This window comes from Pseudorhodoplanes sinuspersici (assembly GCF_002119765.1).
Taxonomy (GTDB): domain Bacteria; phylum Pseudomonadota; class Alphaproteobacteria; order Rhizobiales; family Xanthobacteraceae; genus Pseudorhodoplanes; species Pseudorhodoplanes sinuspersici.
The window spans coordinates 5,236,390-5,254,797 of record NZ_CP021112.1; the positions used below are offsets into that span (position 1 = coordinate 5,236,390).

An 18,408-nucleotide genomic window follows, 5' to 3' on the forward strand; every position below is an offset into this window, starting at 1 on the left:
CAGATGACACACGATAATGATGGCGAAGGCATCGGCGCACGCGTCCCGCGAAAGGAAGATGATCGGCACTTGCATGGCCGCGGTCAGTTTACCGGTGACATTCGTTTGCCGGGCATGCGCGAGGTCGCCTTCCTCCGCAGTCCGGTCGCGCATGCGCTGATCACCCGGCAGAGCAAGCCGCAAGGCTATGAAGACAGTGTCTTCTTCCACGGCGACCTTGCCGGCGTCTTGCCGATCACCACACGCTCATCCATTCCCGGCTATAAAGTCTCGGACTATCCCGCACTCGCAACCGGACGTGTCCGCTTTGTCGGAGAACTGGTTGCGATGTGCGTGGCGAGCAACCGCGCAGCCGCCGAAGATCTCTGCGAGCTGGTCGACGTCGATTACGACGAACTGCCGGTCATTGCCTCCAGCACCGCCGGCCGCCAGCGCGATGCGGCGCTCCTGCATCGCGAATGGGGCGACAATCTCTTCCTCGAAACCAGTTTCGATCGCGGCATGGACAGTGTCGCCAAGACCGCGCCCGTCGCCGTCGAGCTCGACTTGTCGACCGCCCGTCAGGTGATGCACCCGATGGAGGGCAAGGGCCTCGTGGTGTGGTGGGATCACCGCGCTGGCCAGCTTGTCGTGCATACATCGACGCAGGTGCCGCATCTGATCCGCATCGGTCTCGCCGAATGCCTCGGCATTCCGCAAGCGATCGTGCGGGTGGCGCCGCCCGATGTCGGCGGCGGCTTCGGCTATAAATGCATGTTGATGCCGGAAGAGATTGCAGTTGCCTGGCTTGCATTGACGCAGAAGCAGCCGTTCCGCTGGATCGAGGACCGCCGCGAACATCTGACGGCGGGCGCCAATGCGCGACAGCACGAATACAAGCTCAAGGCTTATGCGGATGAGCGCGGGCGCCTGCTCGGCCTTGATGCGGAAGTGGCGGTCGATTGCGGCGCCTATTCCGTGTGGCCGTTCTCGGCTTGCCTTGAAGCCGCGCAGGCCGGCGGCAATCTGCCCGGCCCTTATGATCTTAAATCCTATCGCTGCAAGACCTATTCGGTTGCGACCAACAAGCCGCCCTTCGCACCTTACCGCGGCGTCGCGCGTCCCGGTGTCTGCTTCGCCATCGAACTGACGATCGATGCCATCGCCAAGGCCGTCGGACGCGAGGCGTGGGAGGTCCGCATGGAGAATCTGGTGGCAGCGGCGGCGATGCCCTACACCAACATCACCAACAAGCACTACGACAGCGGCGACTATCCGGCTTCCCTTCTGGAAGTGAAGCGCATGATCGACTTCGATGCGCGGCGCAAACTGCCGGCGCGGGACGAGAAAGGCCGCTATCTCGGCATCGGCTTTGCGACCTATACCGAACAATCGGCGCATGGAACGAAAGTCTTCGCCGCCTGGGGGCTGCCGCTCGTGCCCGGCTTCGATCAGGCGCATGTCAAGCTCACGCCCGATGGCGCGCTCGAGGTGAAGGCTGGCATTCACACGATCGGACAGGGCCTCGAAACAACACTGGCGCAAGTGGCACACGAGATGACGCGCGTGCCGTTGAAGGACATTCGCGTCACGCTCGGCGATACCGCAAACACCCCCTTCTCCACCGGCGCTTATGCCTCGCGCGGCATTGTGATGACCGGCGGCGCCGTCTCGCGCGCGGCCGATATGGTCGCCGTGCGGATCAAGGCCATCGCCGCGCATCTGCTGCAGGTCAAGGCCGACGACGTCACCTTCCGCGAAGGCCGCATCTTCGCCGGCGCGGCGAGCGTTTCCTACGCCGACGTCGGCCGCGCCTGGTATATCCGGCCCGATGAATTGCCCGACAATGTCGACCGCTCCGGCCTTGAAGCCACCGCTGCCTACAAGCCAGAAACCGACAACGGCGTGTTCTCTTATGCCAGCCACGCGGCCTATGTCGCTGTTGATGCGCAGACCGGGCTTGTCGAAATTCTGGATTACGCCATCGTCGAGGATTGTGGACGCATGGTGAACCCGATGGTCGTCGAAGGGCAGACCTTCGGCGGCGCCGCGCAAGGCGTCGGCACCGCGCTGTTCGAGGAAAGCCCCTATGACGATAACGGCCAGCCGCTGGCATCGACCTTGATCGATTATCTGCTGCCCGGCCCGACCGAATTGCCGCGTTTTCGCATCCATCACATGGAAACGCTGTCGCCCTATTCGGCGCACGGCGTCAAGGGCGTCGGTGAAGGCGGCGCCATCGCGCCATCCGCCGCGATTGTCAACGCGATCAACGATGCATTGTCGCCGTTGAACGCCGTGCTGCGCGACATTCCGGCGACGCCGGAACGCATCCTGCATGCGATTGCCGCGGCCAAACCCAGCGCCCCCGAAAAGGATGCGGCATGAAACCCGCAGCACTCGATTATGCTCGCGCGCGGACGCTGGACGAAGCTTCGGAATGGCTCGCCGCCGGCAATGGCGACGCCAAGGTTTTCGCCGGCGGCCAATCCATCGGGCCGATGCTGAATCTGCGTCTCGCCCGCCCCGGCAAGCTGATCGATATCCGGCACATCCCGCAATTGCGGGCGATCGAGACTGACAGCCGCATCACGTCCATTGGCGCAACCTGGACTCATGCCGAGATCGAAGACGGCATGATCGAGGATCCGACGCGCGGCTTTCTTCCCTTTGTCGCGCGCGGCATCGCCTATCGCGCGGTCCGCAATCGCGGCACGATCGGCGGCAGCCTGTCGCATGCCGATCCCGCCGCCGACTGGGTGTCGACGATGGCCACGCTTGGCGCGACCATCGTCATCCACAATGCAAAATCGGGCGCGCGCCGCATCGCCGCCGACAGTTTCCTGCTCGGCGCCTTCACGCCGCAACTGGATGCAACCGAAATTCTCTGCGCGGTGGAAATTCCGCGTTCCTCGCCGGACATGCGCTGGGGCTATTACAAGGTGTGCCGCAAGACCGGCGAATTCGCCAAGGCCATTGGCGCCTGCGTCGCGGATGCAAGATCGGGGACCTATCGCGTTCTGGCCGGCGCGCTGAACGGCCGTCCGCTGCTTCTGCCGAAAACCTCCGAATGCTTGAAGCAGGACGGAGCGGAACAGGCTGCCACCGTTGTGCGCGACGAAATCGATCAGTTGCTCGCGCATCTCGATGCGGCGCATCGCCAGCAATTGACGGTAGCGGTCCAGCGCAGCCTCGCGCAACTAACGGACACGCGGAGTTCCTGACATGCCGACGACGATCGATGTCTCTCTCTCGGTCAACGGACAGCCGGTGCGGCGTCAGGCCGAGCCGCGCATGCAACTGCTGGAACTGCTGCGAGACGATCTGAATCTCACCGGCGCGCATGTCGGCTGCGAGCAAGGCGTCTGCGGCGCCTGCACCGTCATCGTCAACGGCAAGCCGCAGCGCTCCTGCATCAGCTATGTCGGCGATGCCGACGGCTCTGCCGTGACCACCATCGAGGGGTTGGATAACGATCCGCTGATGAATGAATTGCGGGCGGCATTCACCAGACATCATGGCCTGCAATGCGGCTTCTGCACGCCGGGCATGCTGATCACCGCGCGCGATATCGTCACCCGTCTTGGCGATGTCTCGGCAGCCCGCATTCGCGAAGAACTGTCCGGCAATCTCTGCCGCTGCACCGGCTATGTCGGCATTGTCGAGGCGATCCAAGAAACCTGCGCCGGCAAAACGCCAGTTGCGGCGTCCGCCGCAATCGCAGCCAGCGGCGCGCGAACCGAAACATCGTCGTCGATCGCGGTGACAGAAACCGCCGCGCCGCCGCGCCCATCATCCACCCCCGCCACATCCGCTGCAGGCAAGCCGTCCCGGCAGGGCTGGACCTCGATCGAGCAGCGATTGCAACTGGTATCGGCACCCGCCGATGTCTGGGCCAAACTGGCGAATTTCCAGGAGGTGGCGCGCTGTCTTCCCGGTGCGGAAATCACCGCCATTGAGGGCGAGCACATCGAGGGCCGGATGCACATGGCGCTCGGCCCGATGAAGGTCGCCTTCAAGGGCGAAGGCCAAGTGCACCTTGATGCGGCAACGCATCAAGGCACGATGACCGGCCGCGGGCGCGACACCGGATCGGGATCTGCGGCAGAGGGTGAAGTGATCTGGCGCGTGCTGCCCGCAGACGACACGCACGCAACCGGCAGCACTTTGCTGGTCACGTTGTCCTGGCGCCTCAGCGGCCGGCTGGCGCAATTCAATCGCGCGGGTCTCGTGCAGGATATCGTGCAGCGCCTCGCCGCCGACTTCGCGGCCAATCTCGACAACGCGATGACCGGCGCGCCGGTCTCGTCATCGCAGGTGAAACCGATCAGCGTCTGGTCATTGCTCTGGTCGATCCTGAAGTCGCGCTTGAAGGGATAACGCACGAATCTCTCTCGACTTGCCCCGGCAATTGCGACGCAGCTTGCCGGGGCAATCGTCCACGACAAGATCGATGACTCTGAATTAATGTCGCTCGACATTATACCGCTTCCAGTAACTGATCAGCGGCCAGACTGAACCGAAGCAATGGAAGCGCCCGTCCACGAACGGGCATTTCTTTTGGATGGACGGATCGTGCTTCGGCTTCTTCGGATCGTAATCGCGGCTTGCATAACAGTCAGCGCGATTTGCTACGTTGCATTCAAATTCAGCCCCTGGCCATCGGCGATGCTCGTTCGCCTGCCCTTCGATTGGGAGGCGAGAAAAATGGCACAAGCGCTTGAAAAACATGTCCCGAAAGATGTGTCGGCGCATCTCGACATTCCATATGACGCCTCCGACGACGACGCGACGCTGGATGTCTTCTATCCGTCGCGCATCGAGGGAAGCGACATAACCTTGCCAACGATCGTGTGGATTCACGGCGGCGCGTGGGTCTCGGGCAACAAGAATTACGTTGCAAATTATCTCAGGATACTCGCAGCACGCGGCTACACGACCGTCGGCGTCGGTTATTCGTTAGCACCGGACGCGACCTATCCGACACCCGTCAGACAGGCGAACGCGGCCCTTGGCTATCTGACGAAGAATGCAAAGTCGCTTCATATCGACAGCGGGACATTGTTCCTGGCGGGAGACTCGGCCGGAGCGCAGATCGCGGCACAACTCGCCAATATCATCAGCGTTGCATCTTATGCCGCGGATATTGGCATCATGCCAACCATACAACGATCCCAATTGCGCGGGGTGCTGCTCTATTGCGGCGCTTACGACATTGCCAAAATCGATCTCGACGGCCGTTTCAGCGACTTCCTGCGGACAGTCCTGTGGTCGTATCTTGGCACCAAGGATTTCATCCATGACCCACGATCGGCGCAGGCCTCGGTGGAAAGGCATGTCACGCCGGCGTTTCCTCCGACGTTCATCACGGCCGGTAACGATGATCCGCTGAGGGCACAATCACGCGAGATGGCGAAGGCTGTGGCGAGCCAGGGCGTCTATGTCGACAGCCTGTTTTATCCGGACGATCATAAGCCGCCGCTTCCACACGAATACCAGTTCAACCTCGACAATGCCGCTGGCCAGACCGCTTTGGAAAGGTCGCTGCAATTCCTTGCACGGCAGACCCAATAATAGGCCATGCGTATCTACCCAGCCGCGATCAGCGCCCGGATGCCGGTCCACAAAATCTGGATGCCGATGCAAAGCAGGATGAAAGCGGAAAGCCGCACCACGACGTTGGTGCCGCTCCGGCCCAACAGGGCGATCACGCTTTCGGCCGAGCGGTAGCAGACAAACACCGTCAGCGCGATCGCGAGAATGCCGGTGATCGCTGCACCGGACAACGCCACCCATTGCTCCCAGTCATGAACGCCGGACGGCCGCTGGCTGCCGAGCGCAATCGCCACCGAAATGCCGCCCGGACCGACGGTCAGCGGCATGGTCAGCGGGTAGAATGAATCGATCGGCGTCCCCTGCTTTTCCGCCTTGGCGGCACGCTGGTCGTCCGAATCGACGCCGCTTTGCAAAAGCTTCCAGCCGAACGCCGCCACCACCAGCCCGCCGGCGATGCGCACCACCGGCAGCGTAATGCCGAAAAACACCAGAAGATGCGAGCCGATAAACATCGAGCCGGCCAGAAGAAAAATGCTGTTGATCCCCACACGCCATGCCAGCGTGTTGCGCTCGGCCTCCGTGCAGCCCGCGGTCAGCCCGAGGAAGATCGGCGCGCTGCCGACCGGATTGATGATCGGAAACAATCCGGCATAGACCAAGAGAAAGGCATTTATGACGTCAGACATGGGGGAATCCAAAAGAACACTTGGTGCCGTCGAGGAACGGCATTCAAGGACGCAAGCTTATCACGGCATAAGCAGGAATATCCTAAAGCCCATCGTCAAAAATAGCCTGCGTCAATTGACGCTGCTCGCCGCCGGCACATAATGGCATCGCCACTGCGATTCAGCCGTCCCGACCTGGATCCTTTGTCAAAGGCTCGCCATGATCCTCCCCGATCTGCTCTGGCTCTGCACCGCGGCCTATGCCCTCCACGTCGTCGAGGAATACCAGTTGAACTGGCGCGACTGGGCGCGCGCGGTGATCAGGCTGCCGGTGCAGTGGACGGATTTCTACATCGTCAATGTGCTGGCCATTCTGCTCGGCATCGTCGCCGCCAACATCGTCCGCCAGCCGGCGCTGGCCCTCGCCTATCCCGCGCTGATGCTGATCAATGCCACCTTCTTCCATGTGCTGCCGATGCTGCTCACGCGCGGCCGCTATTCCCCGGGGGTTTTCACCGCGGTCGTGCTGTTCTATCCGCTCGGCATCGCCTGCTTTCATCGTGCCTTGTCGGTCGGTCTCGTTGGCTGGCGCGGTGTTTCGCTCGCCTTCGTCATCGGTGCGCTGTTGATGGCAAGCCCGGTCGTGCTGCTCAAGCTTAAGAGCAAGCCGTATTTCCGGCAGACCTGACATGCACCTCCGCAGCCCCTGCGAAACTGCCAACATATGGGCTGATCGCCGCAACCATTCAGTAACGCGCCGCGCCTAGCTTCGCCGGATGGGCTCGGTCGTTCCTTTCCGGCGCAATCCGCCGCCGCCTGCACGCAAAGCTGCGCCGCGTGGCCGGCGCCTGCTCGGCATTCCGGTCAGCATCGTGTTTATCGGCGGCGTCATCGGCGCAGTCGTGCTGCTGCGGCCGCTGATCGATCCAAAGCCCACCGCGATGACTTCGCCGGTCACGGTGATCGACGGCGATTCCCTGCGCACCGGACCTGAGACCATCCGCATTCTCAACATCGATGCGCCGGAGCTGCATCAGAGCTGCCGCGACGAACAGGGGCGCGAATGGCCCTGCGGCCGCGCGGCGCGCAGGCGTCTTGCCGAGTTGACGGCGAAAGGCGACGTTGCCTGCACATCGCAAGGCCGCGACCGCTTCGGCCGCACGCTCGCCACCTGCACGGCGAAGGGTGTCGACGACATTGGCGCCGTCATGGTGCGCGAGGGCCTTGCCGTGAATTTCGGCGGCGAGACCGGTCCCTATGCATCGATCGAGGATGATGCGCGCATTGCCAAACGCGGCCTGTGGCGCGGCAGCTTCGAGCGCCCGCAGGCCTGGCGCGATGCGCATCCGCGACAAAACTGACGCACACTTCGCGGCGGCGGCACTGAGCGAAGGCCTTTCTCGCGCGGCCTGCATCACCGATATCCGTTATCGTTCATCGGAATCATGATGGCGCGCTTTTCCGGCGCTGCAGAGCATTGTTTTCCTCGTTGCCCGGAACCTCCGCCGTCGCGGTCCGTTGACGCATGCGCCTTTTGATTTGTGACAATGCGAGGTCGGCACGCGAATGAAAGACGTTTTGCGAAAGCACGCCGCTCGGACGGAGAGGCGTCAGGCTCGCAGTATCGATATTGCCAATCGTGCAGAACTCAGGACATCCAAACACTGGCAAAAAGCCTTCGCCCATACCCGAAAGGACAAACGCTATTACGAGATCGTGCAGGACACGATCATGCCGGACTTCGACTTCCGCTATTTCATCCTTCGCGATGATGACGGCAAAGTCTGCGCAGTGCAGCCGTTCTTTCTGCTCGATCAGGATCTGCTTGAAGGCTCATCACGCATTCTGAGATCCAGCGCAGAGCTCATTCGCGGGATGTGGCCTTCTTTTCTGAAGATGCGCACTTTGATGCTCGGCTGCGCCGCAGGCGAAGCCCATCTCGACCGGAGCAATGGCCATGCATCGGCCGATGCAGCCTTGATCGCGCAAAACATCACCCATCATGCGAAAGCGATGGGTGCGAAGCTGATCGTGCTCAAGGAGTTTCCGGCCCGCTATCGCCACGATCTTGAATTCTTCATCGATCATGGCTTCGCGCGTATTCCCAGCCTGCCGATGGCGGAGTTGAAACTCGATTACAAGGATTTCGAGGATTATCTGCGGCGCGGTTTGAGTGCGCGCATGCGGTCGGATCTGCGGCGAAAATATCGTGCCGCCGACGCCGGCCCGCCAATCAGCATGACCGTGCTGCGTGATGTGTCGGATATCATCGACGAGATCTATCCGCTCTATCTGCAGGTTTACAATCGCTCGAACCGGCATTTCGAAAAACTGACCAAGGACTATTTCCGCGCGCTTGGCGCCCGCATGCCGGACAAATCGCGTTTTTTCGTCTGGCGGAGCGAGGGCCGCATCGTCGCCTTCAGCCTCACCATGGCGCACGGCGATCACATCTGTAACGAGTATCTCGGGCTCGATGACGATGTCGCGATGGAACGGCATCTGTATTTCGTGGCGTTCCGCGATGTGATGAGCTGGGCCATCGCCAATGGTTACAAGCGCTGCCTGTCGACCGGCTTGAGCTACGGCCCCAAGCTCCATCTCGGTTTCGATCTTTATCCCATTGATCTCTATGTGCGGCATGTGTCGGATCACCTGAACGGATTGTTCAAACGCGTTCTTCCCTTTCTCGAGCCGACGCGCGCGGAGCCTCTGCTGAAGCGGTTCAGGAATTACGATGCGCTATGGGCGGGACAGTCGTCTCTCGGCGAAGGCAGGGCCCATGACCACCGCTCTGCGAAAGCTACCGCACACCGATAGGAATGCCCTGCGTCTTTCGGCGCATCATTCCCTCACCTTCTCAAGCTAAAAGCGTACCCCGCGCCGCAGAGAACAGGGGCGATCGAGCTTGCCTTGTGCGTCTCAGGTCTCCGGCTCGGTGGTGAAGAACAGCGGATAACCCTTCTGCTTGCCGAGATCGGTCGCTTCCTTCGCCTTGGTCTCGGCGACATCGCGGGTGTAGACCGCGATCACGCAGGCGCCGCGGCGATGCGCCGTCATCATCACCGCATAGGCCCGCTCGGCCCCCATGCGGAACACAGCCTTGAGCACCTGCACGACGAATTCGCGCGGCGTGTAGTCGTCGTTCAGCAAAATGACCTTGTAGAGCGGCGGCCGCGCCGTCCTGGTCTTGGTTTTCGGGCGGGTTTTGACGATCGGGTCGGGCATTGCGGCCTCCGGCGTCGGCATCCGGCTAAAGGTAACGCAGAAGCCGGCAGGCGCAATATTGCCCTCGGCGCAGGTCAGCTCTTCGCAACCAGCGCCAGCAGCCGGTCGATGAAGTCACGCTGGCTCTCCAGGATTTTCACACGCGCGTCCTCAGGCGAAAACCACGCCACCCGGTCGACTTCGGGAAAGCTTTGCCTCCGCCCGCTTTTCGGCGGCCATTCCATCTCGAAGGCGCCGGGTTTGATGATGCTGATTTCGAGATCGCTCTCGAGCGCGAACGCGGTCACGATCTTGCCGCCGCGCTGCTTCACCTCGCCGAGCGCGTGGCAGTCGCCGCGCGGCACGATCCCGAGTTCTTCGGCAAATTCGCGCCGTGCCGCCGACAGCGGCGCCTCGTCCGCACCATATTCGCCTTTGGGGATCGACCAGACGCCGTCATCCTTCTTCGCCCAGAAGGGCCCGCCGGGATGCACGAGCAGAACCTGCAAGCCCTCGCCCGCGCGCTTGTACACCAGAAGACCGGCGCTGCGTTTTGACAGGATAGCCTCACCCGCTCACAACGAAGGTGACGCCGACATTACGCGCCTGCGCCCGTCGCGCGAACCTCGCCAGTTCGCTCAACCAGGCCCGGGCCTGATGCGGGGCATGGCCAAGCTCGGTTTCAAGCAGCGCAATCAACGCCGGAAGCTGCGGCGCAGTGAACCAGAATTCCTCATACGCGCCGATGATGCCTTCATGCGGGATGCCGTGCATATGTTCGCAGAGTGCGGACGTCTCGAAGGCACTCCACGCATCGGCGGGAATGGGCCGGCTTTCGAACAGCGCCTCGTCGGCGGGGTCGCCCGGCGTCACGTCGTCGATCCATGGCCCGCGCGCGGCATAGGTCCGGCCGATCTCACGCGCCGTCTCGTGTGCGAGGTTTTGCGCCATCGTCGCCCCCATCAATCGCTTCCAGCTCCGACGCGGGCTGTCGGGCCCGCGCCCATGAGGAAAGATCGAAGGCGCGCGATGCGCGGCGGATCACGCCGCCGGTTTAAAGTTCATCGCAACGCCGTTGATGCAATAGCGAAGACCAGTCGGCGGCGGGCCGTCCGGGAAGACATGGCCGAGATGGCTGCCGCAACGGCTGCAATGCACTTCGGTGCGCACCATGCCGTAGCTGCTATCTTCGGTCGTCTCGACGGCGCCCGGCTCCGGATCGTTGAAGCTCGGCCAGCCGGTGCCGCTCTCGAATTTGCGGCCGGACTTGAACAGCGGCTGGTCGCAGCCCGCGCACTCAAAGGTGCCGGCACGCTTTTCATAATTCAGCGCACAGCTTCCCGGCCGTTCGGTGCCGTGCTGGCGCATAATGTGATATTGCTCGGGCGTCAGCAGCGCACGCCATTCGGCATCGGTGCGGGTGACGGGATAGGTTTTTGTCAGGGTGTCGCTCATGGCCGTAATATGGGCCCGGCGGCCTCACCTGCCAAGCCTGTCGCTCGGCCTGCCGCCGGGCGAGACGATCACATCTGCGGAACCTTATTGGTCATGATCGAAACAGCGATCCGGTTTGCCCTTTCGAATTTCACGCTCACCCTCTTGATGATCGGCCTGATCGCGGCGGCGATTGCGTATGCCGCAAAGCCCGCGCCGCGGACGCGCGGACAACTGGTCGAAGCGCTGTTTGCGTATTTCCTCTTGTTCTCGATCGGCATCAGCTATTTCTACAATTTCGTGATGCATGTGTTCTTCGGCGAGATGGCCGCGCGCTTCATCGGCTGGGCCGACAGCCCGTTCCAGACCGAGGTCGGTTTCGCCAGTCTCGGCTTTTCGGTCGTCGGGTTCCTCGCCTTTCGCGGCGATATCGGCCTGCGGACCGCGGCCGTCGTCGGCCCGTCGATCTTTCTTCTCGGCGCTGCCGGCGGCCATATCTATCAGATGATCACGGCGCATAATTTCGCGCCCGGCAATGCCGGCGTTATTTTCTGGACCGACATCCTCCTGCCGGTCATCGGTTTCGCACTTTTGTATCTGCAGAGACGTGAGATCGCGGTTTCGAAGCAGAATCCTCCGTTGTCCGCGGTCAACCAATTCAATCCTGCGCCGCCATCCCCAGCAGCACGATCAGGGCGTAAAACGGCAACGCAATGATGAGGCCGATGATCGCGCTGCCAACCGGTGTTTCACCTGGCGACGACCATGCCACCAGCGCGAAGAATTCAGCGGCTAATCCGCCAAGAAAGATGCCGGCGCAGATGACAATGGCAATCTGACGCCCTCCGAAGAATACGTTCAGTGTCACGCTTGTTTCCTGCGTCACCCAAAGCCACAAAACGGCTCCGATCGCCAATGCGACCGCCGCGGCAATGCCGGGAACATGGCGACGAAGGAACGGCGACAGAATCATAACGAAGACTCCAAATGGGTCTTCGTCAGTCGCGAGGGACCTCAAGCCGGTTCAGAGCAAGAATAAACCGTTGCGCCAGTTTGGGTTATAGATGTCCGGGCGGCCGATTCACGGCGCTATCGAGGCCCCATCATGAACCGCAATAACCTGCTCTATCTGGTCATCGGCGCTTTGGCGGTGATCGTCGCCATCCTCGGCTACAACCTTTATCAGGAGAGGAAACAGCCGGACGGAGTGCAGATCAATGTCGGTCCGGGCGGCATTTCCATCGAGAAGAAGTAGACCGTCGCTGGCCATTATTTCTCGACAAAGTCGGCGCATTTGGCAACATCGCCATTGGTGCCCCAGGGCATGATCGGAACCGATGACGTCGAATTTTTCGGCGATCCTTCAATGATGCGATCGGAATAGACCATGTAAACAAGGACGTTGCGCTTCTCGTCGCAGCCGCGCACGATCTGCATCTTCTTGAAAAAGAGCGAGCGCCTGGCGCGGAACACATCCTCGCCCTGTTCGAATTTCGCCTTGAAGCGGATCGGACCGATCTGGCGGCAGGCCAGCGAGATATCGGACACTTCCTCGGCAAGGCCGAGCCAGCCCTTGAAACCGCCCCTCTCCGGAACGGTGAAATGGCAGGCAACACCTTCAACCTCAGGATCATCAAGGCCGTAGGTCGCAAGCTTGTCGTTCGGCGAGATCCATTTGAACACCGTGGATCGCTTGAAGATCAGATCCGGCTCTTCAGCCGCTCCGGCCGACCCAAGCGGCAACAGCACAAACGCGAACATCGCAACACTGCGGGCGAACATTCCCCAGCCTCCCAAACAACAGCGGCCCCTACATAGTGTTGGTCGAGACCGGTGAAAGGGGCCGCCTTTACACAGGATCGCTCGCGGTTTTCAGCGGCGGGTGCGGTCGCGCTCTTTCGGCGCCGCTCGCGATGACGGCGCCGACGGCGCCTTATAGAGCGGATTCACAACGCACATATCGGTCCCAAGACGGGTCTGCTGACATTGCTCGAAGCTGACATAGCCGCAGCTATAGGCGCCCTCACTCAGACCGCCGGTGATGATGCACCACGGATAATTTGTGTCGGCGGATGCCGTATTGCCGCCGGCCAGCCACAATCCAAAACCCAGCGCGATCACCGATAACGTTTTCATATCGATCCTCTCCGGAAGGGGCAGTGTACGCGAGAAAACCCCGCCTGACCGGGCGGTGTTCCCTGACAAACACAAACCCGCAGCGACGTCACCACCGAGGCCTGCATGGTCTCCATGCGAATGGCGTCCTGCGCGTGAACATAAAGCGCAACACTGCCGCCCACAGCCAGGATCAGCGCGATCACACACAGCAATCGATTGACGACGTGCATGGGCAACCCGGAGCGTTCAAGGAATCCCTAGTTAGCTGTCGAAGGCCGCACTCCGTTCAGGCTTCGCCTGGTTGTAATGACGCTGCTGGTTACCCGCGGCTCAATGCGATCATAGAAAGGCGGTTTCGTTTTGCTCATCCCTATGGCGAGCTAGCCACAAATTTCTCCGAATTCGCGCCGTTCCACTTTGAACCGGCCTCAAAGTGGCCGCGACCAATGGCCATCGCATCCAATCAAGGAAATCAGGCCATGACCATTGTGACGAAATCCGCACTCGCCGCCGCAATTCTGGCCGTGATGGCCGTCTCCGCTCACGCCCAGCAGGGCCCGAGCCGGCAAATCCAGGTTCTTCCGGCTCCCGGCCAGCAAGCTCAGCTTCAACAGCCACAAGCAGCCGCCGCGCCGGCTCCTGCACAGGCTCAAGAGGCGTCTCAGGCCGAGGCGCCCGCGCCAAACGCTGCTCCTGCTCCCGCTCCGGAGGTCGCACCAAAGGCCGAACCGAAGCTCGTCCCGGCACCCGCACCGAAATTTGCTGAGCCAAAATTTATCGAGAAGCCAGCTCGCAAGGCCTACGGTTACGCCGGTTACAGCGGCGGCTACGGTTACGGCCACCGCGCTCCGAACTGCCACTAAATATTCGCTAGCTCCGCCGGCAGCATCTGATGCGGCCGGCGAACGCGTCAAAGATCAGCGGATCATCGAGAAGAAGCCGCCATCGAACGGTCCCCGCCGCCAGCCACCGCTATTGGATGAGGAATAAGAATTCTCGCTCCAACGGCTGGCGCTGCGCTGCTCGTCCCGTCTGGCTCGCAATTCGGCACGGGCCTCACGCTGCTCGCGCGTCATACGCACCTTGCGCCGCGCTTCGCGGCGCTGGTCCTGTGCGCGATGCGTAATCGTATTGTTGATCTTTGGCGGCGTTGGACTGGTGACCGGTGCGGCGGTCGGCGGAGCTGCCGCTGGCGGCGTTTCGGACGGCGCTGCATTCGCCACGGTCGTCGCCTTTACAGGTGCGCTTGTCGCTTCGTTGCGCGGTGACACACCTGTCGTGCTGGCGGCCGTCTGCGTGGATCGAGAACGCGTCGTAACGATGGTTGTACCATCGGGCGATTTCACCCTCGTTCTTTTCTTGCGGGAGGCCAGCACGTGCGATCCAGATCTCTCCTTTCCCACGAGCGCTTGTCTGGATAGCCCACGCTCGGATCGTTTGAGAGATTGAGTATCGATCAGGCAGCGTCCCTCGATAAACGGCCAGCTTTGCTCGGCACAGGATTTGTCCTGGTTCAACACGATTGCAGGCGGACGCACATCAGGCCCGGCATTCGCCAGATCGGAGAGTTGATTGGATTTCAGATGCAGGATTGTCAGCAAACCTCCGCCGATCACGACGACGGCCGCGCTTGTGAGCGCGATAGCTGCCAGACGGCCCCTGCGACGCTGTTGCGGCCGCAATCCGCCGTCGAAGGACGCTTGGAATACACCGAAAGCTGACATGCTCCCTGTCCCTTTCAGCCCCACAGCGTCCCGCTGATCAAACTCCTTAGTGGCCTCGCCGTTCCGCACCGTTGCACTCATGGAGGGCGCGATCACGGGTATTTGCATTCGATGGTTTTGAGAGCATTGATAAGCAACGGAAAAGGATAATCGAAGCTGATGAACCGACCGCGCTTTGCAGCAGTGTTGGTGGCGCTCGCTACGCCACTTTTATCGGGGCACGCAAAGACTTAGGGCGTGAGCCGTGCCGCAGCTTTCGGTTTTTCGTTCAAGACGCTGGACGGTGGCGACATCAAGCTCGCCGATTACAGCAGCCGGCCGATCCCCGTCGCGAATATGGCGTCGTTGTGCGGATATTCACCGCAATATGCCAGGCTAGCCAGACTAGCTAGATATGAGGCGTCCCAATGAATGAACCCTCCACAGAGACACCTATGACAGCCCAAGCCGCAATGACCGAAAGCGAAGTTCACGACCTGCTCAGGCGCTTTTTTGCCGCGTTTACCAACCCGGCTACGAAGCCTGAGCAATTTTCCGAGTTGCTGTCGCCCGACTACATCCAGCGTGTCGACGGCGAGCAGCTCGATTATGCTGGCTTCCTCCGACACAGCGAGGCAGTTCAGGCGAGCATTTCTTCAAGTAATGTGACGTTCGAGCATATAGTCACCGATGGCGTTTCTGCGGCGAGTGTTCATATTGCCGAGGCTATTAAGACCAACGGTAAACGCATTCGTCTTAAGGTGATCGCGTATTACCAGTTTCGCGGCAACCGCATCAGCCTGGTGGATGAGCTGACCCACCTGCTCGAGGGCGATGCCCAGGATCGCGATCTCGGTTCACGGATATCAGATTGAGGGATGACGAAGCGGGCCCGTGGTCACAACAGGCACCGCACTGGAAGTTGAACGTATCGGTCGCACCCGCGGACAGGGTCATCGGGAACCGAACGCAAGCTGTCCCAAACGGGGATTCCTGTGGAACAAATCGTGTCTGCCGCGTCACAGCTAACCATATTTCATTAACAATCATGGCGGGATTGGGCTGATTCGTTGACTCCAGCCGGCAGAAGCGCTTTCCATGGAAAATCAGTGGGTAAGGAGCATAAGCTCCGCCACTTCTTGAGGGGGTTCCATCATGCGCACCTCTTTCGCGTGTGTTCTTTTTGTGTCCGCATCACTCCTGAGTGCTCCAGCGATCGCCCAGACGGCCGGAACTGCGGCGAAATGCGACAATCCGAACGCGCTCGGCATTTCGCGACTGGTCGAGATCGATACCACCGGCGGGCCGGGTTTCGGCTTCGAACATTTCAAGCAGCATGACTTCCTGCGCGCCAATGAAGTGCTACTGACCTTCGACGACGGCCCCTGGCCGGTGAATACGCCGGCCGTGCTCAAAGCGCTGGCCGAGCATTGCACCAAGGCGACGTTTTTCATCGTCGGTAAGCACGCGACCTACCACCCCGAGATCCTGAAGCAGGTTTACGACGCCGGCCACACTGTCGGTTCGCATACCTGGTCGCATCAGAATCTCAACCGCAAGTCGATGACACCGGAACAGGCCAAGGCGGAGATCGAAAAAGGCATCAGCGCCGTCAGCTTCGCTCTCGGCGCACCGGCTGCGCCCTTCTTCCGCTTCCCGGCCCTGCAGCATCCGCCGGAACTCGTGACCTATCTTGGCGAACGCAATGTGGCGATGTTCTCGACCGACCTCGACTCGTTCGATTTCAGAGCGCGCAAGCCTGAGCAAGTCATCAATACAATCATGGCGAAGCTGAAGAAATTCGGCAAAGGCATCGTGTTGATGCACGACTTCCAGCATGTCACCGCGGAAGCTCTCCCCGAATTGCTCAACCAGCTCAAGGCGAACGGCTACAAGATTGTTCACATGCGGGCGAAAGACACCGTGAAAACGATCGCCGCGTATGACGAAGCGATCAAGAAGGAAGCCAAGCTTCCGACTGTGAGCCAGCGTCCGACCGCGAGCGTGGTGCGCACCGTCGACTGATCGTCGTACGACAATCCAGATTGGTGAAATCGCCGGGCTTGCCCGGCGATTTTCTTTTTGTGTCACCGGCGTCACAATGGCTCACTCGTGACAAGAGCGGACGTTCCAAGTTATGCTTTATCGCTTCATCGGCTATGCCATCGTATCGGAAGACGGAATGCTGGCCGATATCGCCGGCGTGATCCCTCCATCACTGATTGTGAAAGCAGACCAGGAGTTTTTCATGCGCGGCCTCGATGCCGCTGCGGCGCTCGTGCATGGCCGCAACTCCGCCGAACAACCGACCTCGCCGCTTCGGCGCCGCCTGATCGCAACGCGAAAAATACCGGCGACCGCGCCGGCCGGAGACAATCCGAACGCGTTGTTATGGAATCCGCAAGGCGTCCCGGTTGACGACGCACTCAACAGGCTGGGCGTCCAGGGCGGCGACATCGCCATCATCGGTGGTACCGACATCTTCGGCGCTTTTCTGCCGCGTTATGACGTCTTTCACCTCACCCGGGTGCCGGACGTGGTGTTGCCCAGCGGGCGTCCGGTTTTTCCCGGTGTGCCCGCGCAATCCCCGGAAACACTCCTGAAAACCGCGGGCCTCGCACCGGGTATGGCCCAAAGTCTCGATCCGGAACGCGGTATCACGGTAGTTAGTTGGCGGCGCGGTGAAGCATGATTGCCATTTCTCAACTGGCAACGTGCGGTAGCAAGATAAGGGTGACGCTGCCCAAGAATCGGGCGATGATTCCTGCGAATTTCGATTCGCTTTTTTATTGGTCACGCGAGGCCGGCAGCTGTTGAGCGCCACTCGCATACGAGGTTCCTCCCGCGTGGCGTATCAAACTTGGGGCGGCTCGCTTGGCCGCCCTCTTCCTTTCAGACAATCAGTCTTCGCCGCTGAGCATCGTCAGCGATAATATCGCCGCGGCTGATAAGGGCCGGCAGGATAGCCGGCAAAGCGCGGGTTGATCGCGCAATCGCCGCCGGTCGCAGACACCGCCTCCTGGCATTGCTCGAAGGTGAAATACGAACAATCCATCTGCCCGTCATAGGCGCGGACACACCACTTCGTTACCGGCCAGCGGCCAGCCTGAGCATCGTTCACCGCATCTGCGGCCATGGCCATCGCCAACACACCGGCCAGCATTAGCCCGCGCAGGAGATAACGTGACATTCTCAAAGCTCCTTCACCGTTACAGGCGTTCCGCCGCAGGATCGTCATAGCGATAGGCCGAAGGCCGCCACGAACCAAGAACAAAAAACACCAGCAAGCCGCCGATCAATGACACATTCTTCAGTGCGTTGACCATATTGGCTTCGCGCTCCGCTCCGGTCATCGTCCAGAACGGATGGAAATAGTAGATCGTAGCAATCGTAAACAGAATCAGAAGTACGGCCCCGGCCCTTGTCCCGATATTGGCAGCGATCATCAATGCCGCGCCGACTTCCACGATACCGGTGAGAATGGCCAGCATGTTGGCGGTGGTCATGCCCGTGGCCGTTTCGAGCTGTGGCGTATAGGCGGTCACGAAATCCGGCAGGACGACTTTGGAGCCGATCAGCGTCGCCGTGCCCGGAATATCCATCAGCTTCTGTGCGCCCGAAAGAATAAAAATCAAAACAAAAGCAATCCGTCCCACAACGAAAAGAATATTCATCGCAAGATCTCCATAAGGTCGCTGCGGCAAGACGTGACCGTGACGATCGCATGGGGCGAGCAACGGACCTGA

Annotated in this window: 24 protein-coding genes; 13 read left to right on the forward strand and 11 right to left on the reverse strand. The window is 60.8% G+C overall.

What is annotated here, in order from left to right; translation table 11 throughout:
* Positions 1 to 3 precede the first annotated feature (3 nt).
* From CAK95_RS25525 to CAK95_RS25540, 4 genes are all read left to right on the forward strand, one after another.
* Positions 4 to 2,367 carry a xanthine dehydrogenase family protein molybdopterin-binding subunit gene (locus tag CAK95_RS25525; RefSeq protein ID WP_086090470.1) on the forward strand — a complete coding sequence of 788 codons (2,364 nt, stop codon included), beginning with the start codon at positions 4 to 6 and terminating at the stop codon, positions 2,365 to 2,367.
* Positions 2,364 to 3,203 carry an FAD binding domain-containing protein gene (locus CAK95_RS25530; RefSeq protein WP_086090471.1) on the forward strand — a complete coding sequence of 280 codons (840 nt, stop codon included), beginning with the start codon at positions 2,364 to 2,366 and terminating at the stop codon, positions 3,201 to 3,203. The genes CAK95_RS25525 and CAK95_RS25530 overlap by 4 nt, the downstream gene beginning before the upstream one ends.
* A 1-nt stretch (position 3,204) precedes the next feature.
* Positions 3,205 to 4,359 (forward strand): xanthine dehydrogenase family Fe-S subunit, encoded by a 1,155-nt coding sequence (locus CAK95_RS25535; RefSeq protein ID WP_086090472.1) that lies wholly within the window; start codon positions 3,205 to 3,207, stop codon positions 4,357 to 4,359.
* A 327-nt stretch (positions 4,360 to 4,686) separates the two neighbouring features.
* On the forward strand, positions 4,687 to 5,553 hold the full coding sequence (locus CAK95_RS25540) for an alpha/beta hydrolase (protein ID WP_245303523.1): 867 nt from the start codon (positions 4,687 to 4,689) through the stop codon (positions 5,551 to 5,553).
* A gap of 14 nt (positions 5,554 to 5,567) precedes the next feature.
* Here CAK95_RS25540 and CAK95_RS25545 read toward each other — a convergent pair whose 3' ends face one another.
* Positions 5,568 to 6,221, reverse strand: a complete 654-nt coding sequence (locus tag CAK95_RS25545) for a MarC family protein (RefSeq protein ID WP_086090473.1) — start codon at positions 6,219 to 6,221, stop codon at positions 5,568 to 5,570.
* Between the two features lie 199 nt (positions 6,222 to 6,420).
* On the opposite strand from CAK95_RS25545, the gene CAK95_RS25550 reads away from it, so the two are divergent.
* The 3 genes from CAK95_RS25550 (at position 6,421) to CAK95_RS25560 (ending at position 9,020) form a co-directional block, all read left to right on the forward strand.
* A complete protein-coding gene (locus tag CAK95_RS25550) occupies positions 6,421 to 6,888 on the forward strand; it encodes an HXXEE domain-containing protein (protein ID WP_086090474.1) in 468 nt (155 codons plus the stop codon).
* 88 nt (positions 6,889 to 6,976) lie between these two features.
* A complete protein-coding gene (locus CAK95_RS25555) occupies positions 6,977 to 7,561 on the forward strand; it encodes a thermonuclease family protein (RefSeq protein WP_086090475.1) in 585 nt (194 codons plus the stop codon).
* Between the two features lie 205 nt (positions 7,562 to 7,766).
* Positions 7,767 to 9,020, forward strand: coding sequence for a GNAT family N-acetyltransferase (locus CAK95_RS25560; RefSeq protein ID WP_086090476.1), 1,254 nt, complete (start codon positions 7,767 to 7,769; stop codon positions 9,018 to 9,020).
* Positions 9,021 to 9,122: 102 nt separating this feature from the next.
* On the opposite strand, the gene clpS is transcribed toward CAK95_RS25560, so the two are convergent.
* The 4 genes from clpS to msrB all read right to left on the reverse strand — a co-directional run bounded on the left by clpS (position 9,123) and on the right by msrB (position 10,862).
* Entirely contained in the window at positions 9,123 to 9,428 is a 306-nt protein-coding gene (gene clpS / locus CAK95_RS25565) for an ATP-dependent Clp protease adapter ClpS (protein ID WP_086090477.1), read from the reverse strand.
* 74 nt (positions 9,429 to 9,502) lie between these two features.
* Complete coding sequence (locus CAK95_RS25570) at positions 9,503 to 9,967, reverse strand: NUDIX hydrolase (RefSeq protein ID WP_086090478.1); 465 nt, start codon at positions 9,965 to 9,967, stop codon at positions 9,503 to 9,505.
* Between the two features lie 7 nt (positions 9,968 to 9,974).
* The gene (locus CAK95_RS25575; protein ID WP_086090479.1) at positions 9,975 to 10,370 is read right to left on the reverse strand and encodes a hypothetical protein; all 396 of its coding nucleotides are present in this window, start codon (positions 10,368 to 10,370) and stop codon (positions 9,975 to 9,977) included.
* A 78-nt stretch (positions 10,371 to 10,448) separates the two neighbouring features.
* The gene (gene msrB / locus CAK95_RS25580; RefSeq protein WP_086090480.1) at positions 10,449 to 10,862 is read right to left on the reverse strand and encodes a peptide-methionine (R)-S-oxide reductase MsrB; all 414 of its coding nucleotides are present in this window, start codon (positions 10,860 to 10,862) and stop codon (positions 10,449 to 10,451) included.
* 93 nt (positions 10,863 to 10,955) lie between these two features.
* Between msrB and CAK95_RS25585 the strand changes: the two genes are divergently transcribed.
* Positions 10,956 to 11,558: a DUF6790 family protein gene (locus tag CAK95_RS25585; RefSeq protein ID WP_342587971.1), complete on the forward strand. Its 603-nt coding sequence runs from the start codon at positions 10,956 to 10,958 to the stop codon at positions 11,556 to 11,558.
* On the opposite strand, the gene CAK95_RS25590 is transcribed toward CAK95_RS25585, so the two are convergent.
* Complete coding sequence (locus CAK95_RS25590; protein ID WP_086090481.1) at positions 11,500 to 11,814, reverse strand: hypothetical protein; 315 nt, start codon at positions 11,812 to 11,814, stop codon at positions 11,500 to 11,502. The genes CAK95_RS25585 and CAK95_RS25590 overlap by 59 nt on opposite strands.
* 132 nt (positions 11,815 to 11,946) lie before the next feature.
* Here CAK95_RS25590 and CAK95_RS29665 point away from each other — a divergent pair, with 132 nt between their 5' ends.
* Complete coding sequence (locus CAK95_RS29665) at positions 11,947 to 12,096, forward strand: hypothetical protein (RefSeq protein ID WP_183044181.1); 150 nt, start codon at positions 11,947 to 11,949, stop codon at positions 12,094 to 12,096.
* 14 nt (positions 12,097 to 12,110) lie between these two features.
* On the opposite strand, the gene CAK95_RS25595 is transcribed toward CAK95_RS29665, so the two are convergent.
* Both CAK95_RS25595 and CAK95_RS25600 read right to left on the reverse strand, forming a co-directional pair.
* Positions 12,111 to 12,623, reverse strand: a complete 513-nt coding sequence (locus CAK95_RS25595) for a CreA family protein (protein WP_086090482.1) — start codon at positions 12,621 to 12,623, stop codon at positions 12,111 to 12,113.
* Between the two features lie 90 nt (positions 12,624 to 12,713).
* Positions 12,714 to 12,977, reverse strand: coding sequence for a DUF3551 domain-containing protein (locus tag CAK95_RS25600; protein ID WP_086090484.1), 264 nt, complete (start codon positions 12,975 to 12,977; stop codon positions 12,714 to 12,716).
* 461 nt (positions 12,978 to 13,438) lie between these two features.
* Here CAK95_RS25600 and CAK95_RS29420 point away from each other — a divergent pair, with 461 nt between their 5' ends.
* Positions 13,439 to 13,822 (forward strand): hypothetical protein, encoded by a 384-nt coding sequence (locus CAK95_RS29420; RefSeq protein ID WP_120265372.1) that lies wholly within the window; start codon positions 13,439 to 13,441, stop codon positions 13,820 to 13,822.
* A gap of 54 nt (positions 13,823 to 13,876) precedes the next feature.
* Here CAK95_RS29420 and CAK95_RS25610 read toward each other — a convergent pair whose 3' ends face one another.
* Entirely contained in the window at positions 13,877 to 14,683 is an 807-nt protein-coding gene (locus CAK95_RS25610; RefSeq protein WP_086090485.1) for a hypothetical protein, read from the reverse strand.
* Positions 14,684 to 15,090: 407 nt separating this feature from the next.
* Here CAK95_RS25610 and CAK95_RS25620 point away from each other — a divergent pair, with 407 nt between their 5' ends.
* From CAK95_RS25620 to CAK95_RS25630, 3 genes are all read left to right on the forward strand, one after another.
* Complete coding sequence (locus tag CAK95_RS25620) at positions 15,091 to 15,537, forward strand: nuclear transport factor 2 family protein (protein WP_086090488.1); 447 nt, start codon at positions 15,091 to 15,093, stop codon at positions 15,535 to 15,537.
* 310 nt (positions 15,538 to 15,847) lie between these two features.
* Positions 15,848 to 16,687: a polysaccharide deacetylase family protein gene (locus tag CAK95_RS25625; RefSeq protein ID WP_425349644.1), complete on the forward strand. Its 840-nt coding sequence runs from the start codon at positions 15,848 to 15,850 to the stop codon at positions 16,685 to 16,687.
* Positions 16,688 to 16,799: 112 nt separating this feature from the next.
* Positions 16,800 to 17,354: a dihydrofolate reductase family protein gene (locus CAK95_RS25630; RefSeq protein ID WP_086090491.1), complete on the forward strand. Its 555-nt coding sequence runs from the start codon at positions 16,800 to 16,802 to the stop codon at positions 17,352 to 17,354.
* A gap of 231 nt (positions 17,355 to 17,585) precedes the next feature.
* On the opposite strand, the gene CAK95_RS25635 is transcribed toward CAK95_RS25630, so the two are convergent.
* Both CAK95_RS25635 and CAK95_RS25640 read right to left on the reverse strand, forming a co-directional pair.
* Positions 17,586 to 17,852: a DUF3551 domain-containing protein gene (locus CAK95_RS25635; protein WP_157699745.1), complete on the reverse strand. Its 267-nt coding sequence runs from the start codon at positions 17,850 to 17,852 to the stop codon at positions 17,586 to 17,588.
* A gap of 19 nt (positions 17,853 to 17,871) precedes the next feature.
* The gene (locus tag CAK95_RS25640; protein ID WP_086090495.1) at positions 17,872 to 18,336 is read right to left on the reverse strand and encodes a DoxX family protein; all 465 of its coding nucleotides are present in this window, start codon (positions 18,334 to 18,336) and stop codon (positions 17,872 to 17,874) included.
* Between the last annotated feature and the right edge of the window lie 72 nt (positions 18,337 to 18,408).

Excerpts from the sequence above, each read along its gene's own strand:
- clpS (WP_086090477.1), bottom strand. The coding sequence starts at position 9,428 with ATGCCCGACCCGATCGTCAAAACCCGCCCGAAAACCAAGACCAGGACG.
- CAK95_RS25550 (WP_086090474.1), top strand. The coding sequence starts at position 6,421 with ATGATCCTCCCCGATCTGCTCTGGCTCTGCACCGCGGCCTATGCCCTC.
- CAK95_RS25530 (WP_086090471.1), top strand. The coding sequence starts at position 2,364 with ATGAAACCCGCAGCACTCGATTATGCTCGCGCGCGGACGCTGGACGAA.
- CAK95_RS25575 (WP_086090479.1), bottom strand. The coding sequence starts at position 10,370 with ATGGGGGCGACGATGGCGCAAAACCTCGCACACGAGACGGCGCGTGAG.
- CAK95_RS25590 (WP_086090481.1), bottom strand. The coding sequence starts at position 11,814 with ATGATTCTGTCGCCGTTCCTTCGTCGCCATGTTCCCGGCATTGCCGCG.
- CAK95_RS25595 (WP_086090482.1), bottom strand. The coding sequence starts at position 12,623 with ATGTTCGCCCGCAGTGTTGCGATGTTCGCGTTTGTGCTGTTGCCGCTT.
- CAK95_RS25610 (WP_086090485.1), bottom strand. The coding sequence starts at position 14,683 with ATGTCAGCTTTCGGTGTATTCCAAGCGTCCTTCGACGGCGGATTGCGG.
- CAK95_RS25640 (WP_086090495.1), bottom strand. The coding sequence starts at position 18,336 with ATGAATATTCTTTTCGTTGTGGGACGGATTGCTTTTGTTTTGATTTTT.
- CAK95_RS25600 (WP_086090484.1), bottom strand. The coding sequence starts at position 12,977 with ATGAAAACGTTATCGGTGATCGCGCTGGGTTTTGGATTGTGGCTGGCC.
- CAK95_RS25540 (WP_245303523.1), top strand. The coding sequence starts at position 4,687 with ATGGCACAAGCGCTTGAAAAACATGTCCCGAAAGATGTGTCGGCGCAT.
- CAK95_RS25585 (WP_342587971.1), top strand. The coding sequence starts at position 10,956 with ATGATCGAAACAGCGATCCGGTTTGCCCTTTCGAATTTCACGCTCACC.
- CAK95_RS25535 (WP_086090472.1), top strand. The coding sequence starts at position 3,205 with ATGCCGACGACGATCGATGTCTCTCTCTCGGTCAACGGACAGCCGGTG.
- CAK95_RS25630 (WP_086090491.1), top strand. The coding sequence starts at position 16,800 with ATGCTTTATCGCTTCATCGGCTATGCCATCGTATCGGAAGACGGAATG.
- CAK95_RS25635 (WP_157699745.1), bottom strand. The coding sequence starts at position 17,852 with ATGTCACGTTATCTCCTGCGCGGGCTAATGCTGGCCGGTGTGTTGGCG.
- CAK95_RS25525 (WP_086090470.1), top strand. The coding sequence starts at position 4 with ATGACACACGATAATGATGGCGAAGGCATCGGCGCACGCGTCCCGCGA.
- CAK95_RS25545 (WP_086090473.1), bottom strand. The coding sequence starts at position 6,221 with ATGTCTGACGTCATAAATGCCTTTCTCTTGGTCTATGCCGGATTGTTT.
- CAK95_RS25555 (WP_086090475.1), top strand. The coding sequence starts at position 6,977 with ATGGGCTCGGTCGTTCCTTTCCGGCGCAATCCGCCGCCGCCTGCACGC.
- msrB (WP_086090480.1), bottom strand. The coding sequence starts at position 10,862 with ATGAGCGACACCCTGACAAAAACCTATCCCGTCACCCGCACCGATGCC.
- CAK95_RS29420 (WP_120265372.1), top strand. The coding sequence starts at position 13,439 with ATGACCATTGTGACGAAATCCGCACTCGCCGCCGCAATTCTGGCCGTG.
- CAK95_RS25620 (WP_086090488.1), top strand. The coding sequence starts at position 15,091 with ATGAATGAACCCTCCACAGAGACACCTATGACAGCCCAAGCCGCAATG.
- CAK95_RS29665 (WP_183044181.1), top strand. The coding sequence starts at position 11,947 with ATGAACCGCAATAACCTGCTCTATCTGGTCATCGGCGCTTTGGCGGTG.
- CAK95_RS25560 (WP_086090476.1), top strand. The coding sequence starts at position 7,767 with ATGAAAGACGTTTTGCGAAAGCACGCCGCTCGGACGGAGAGGCGTCAG.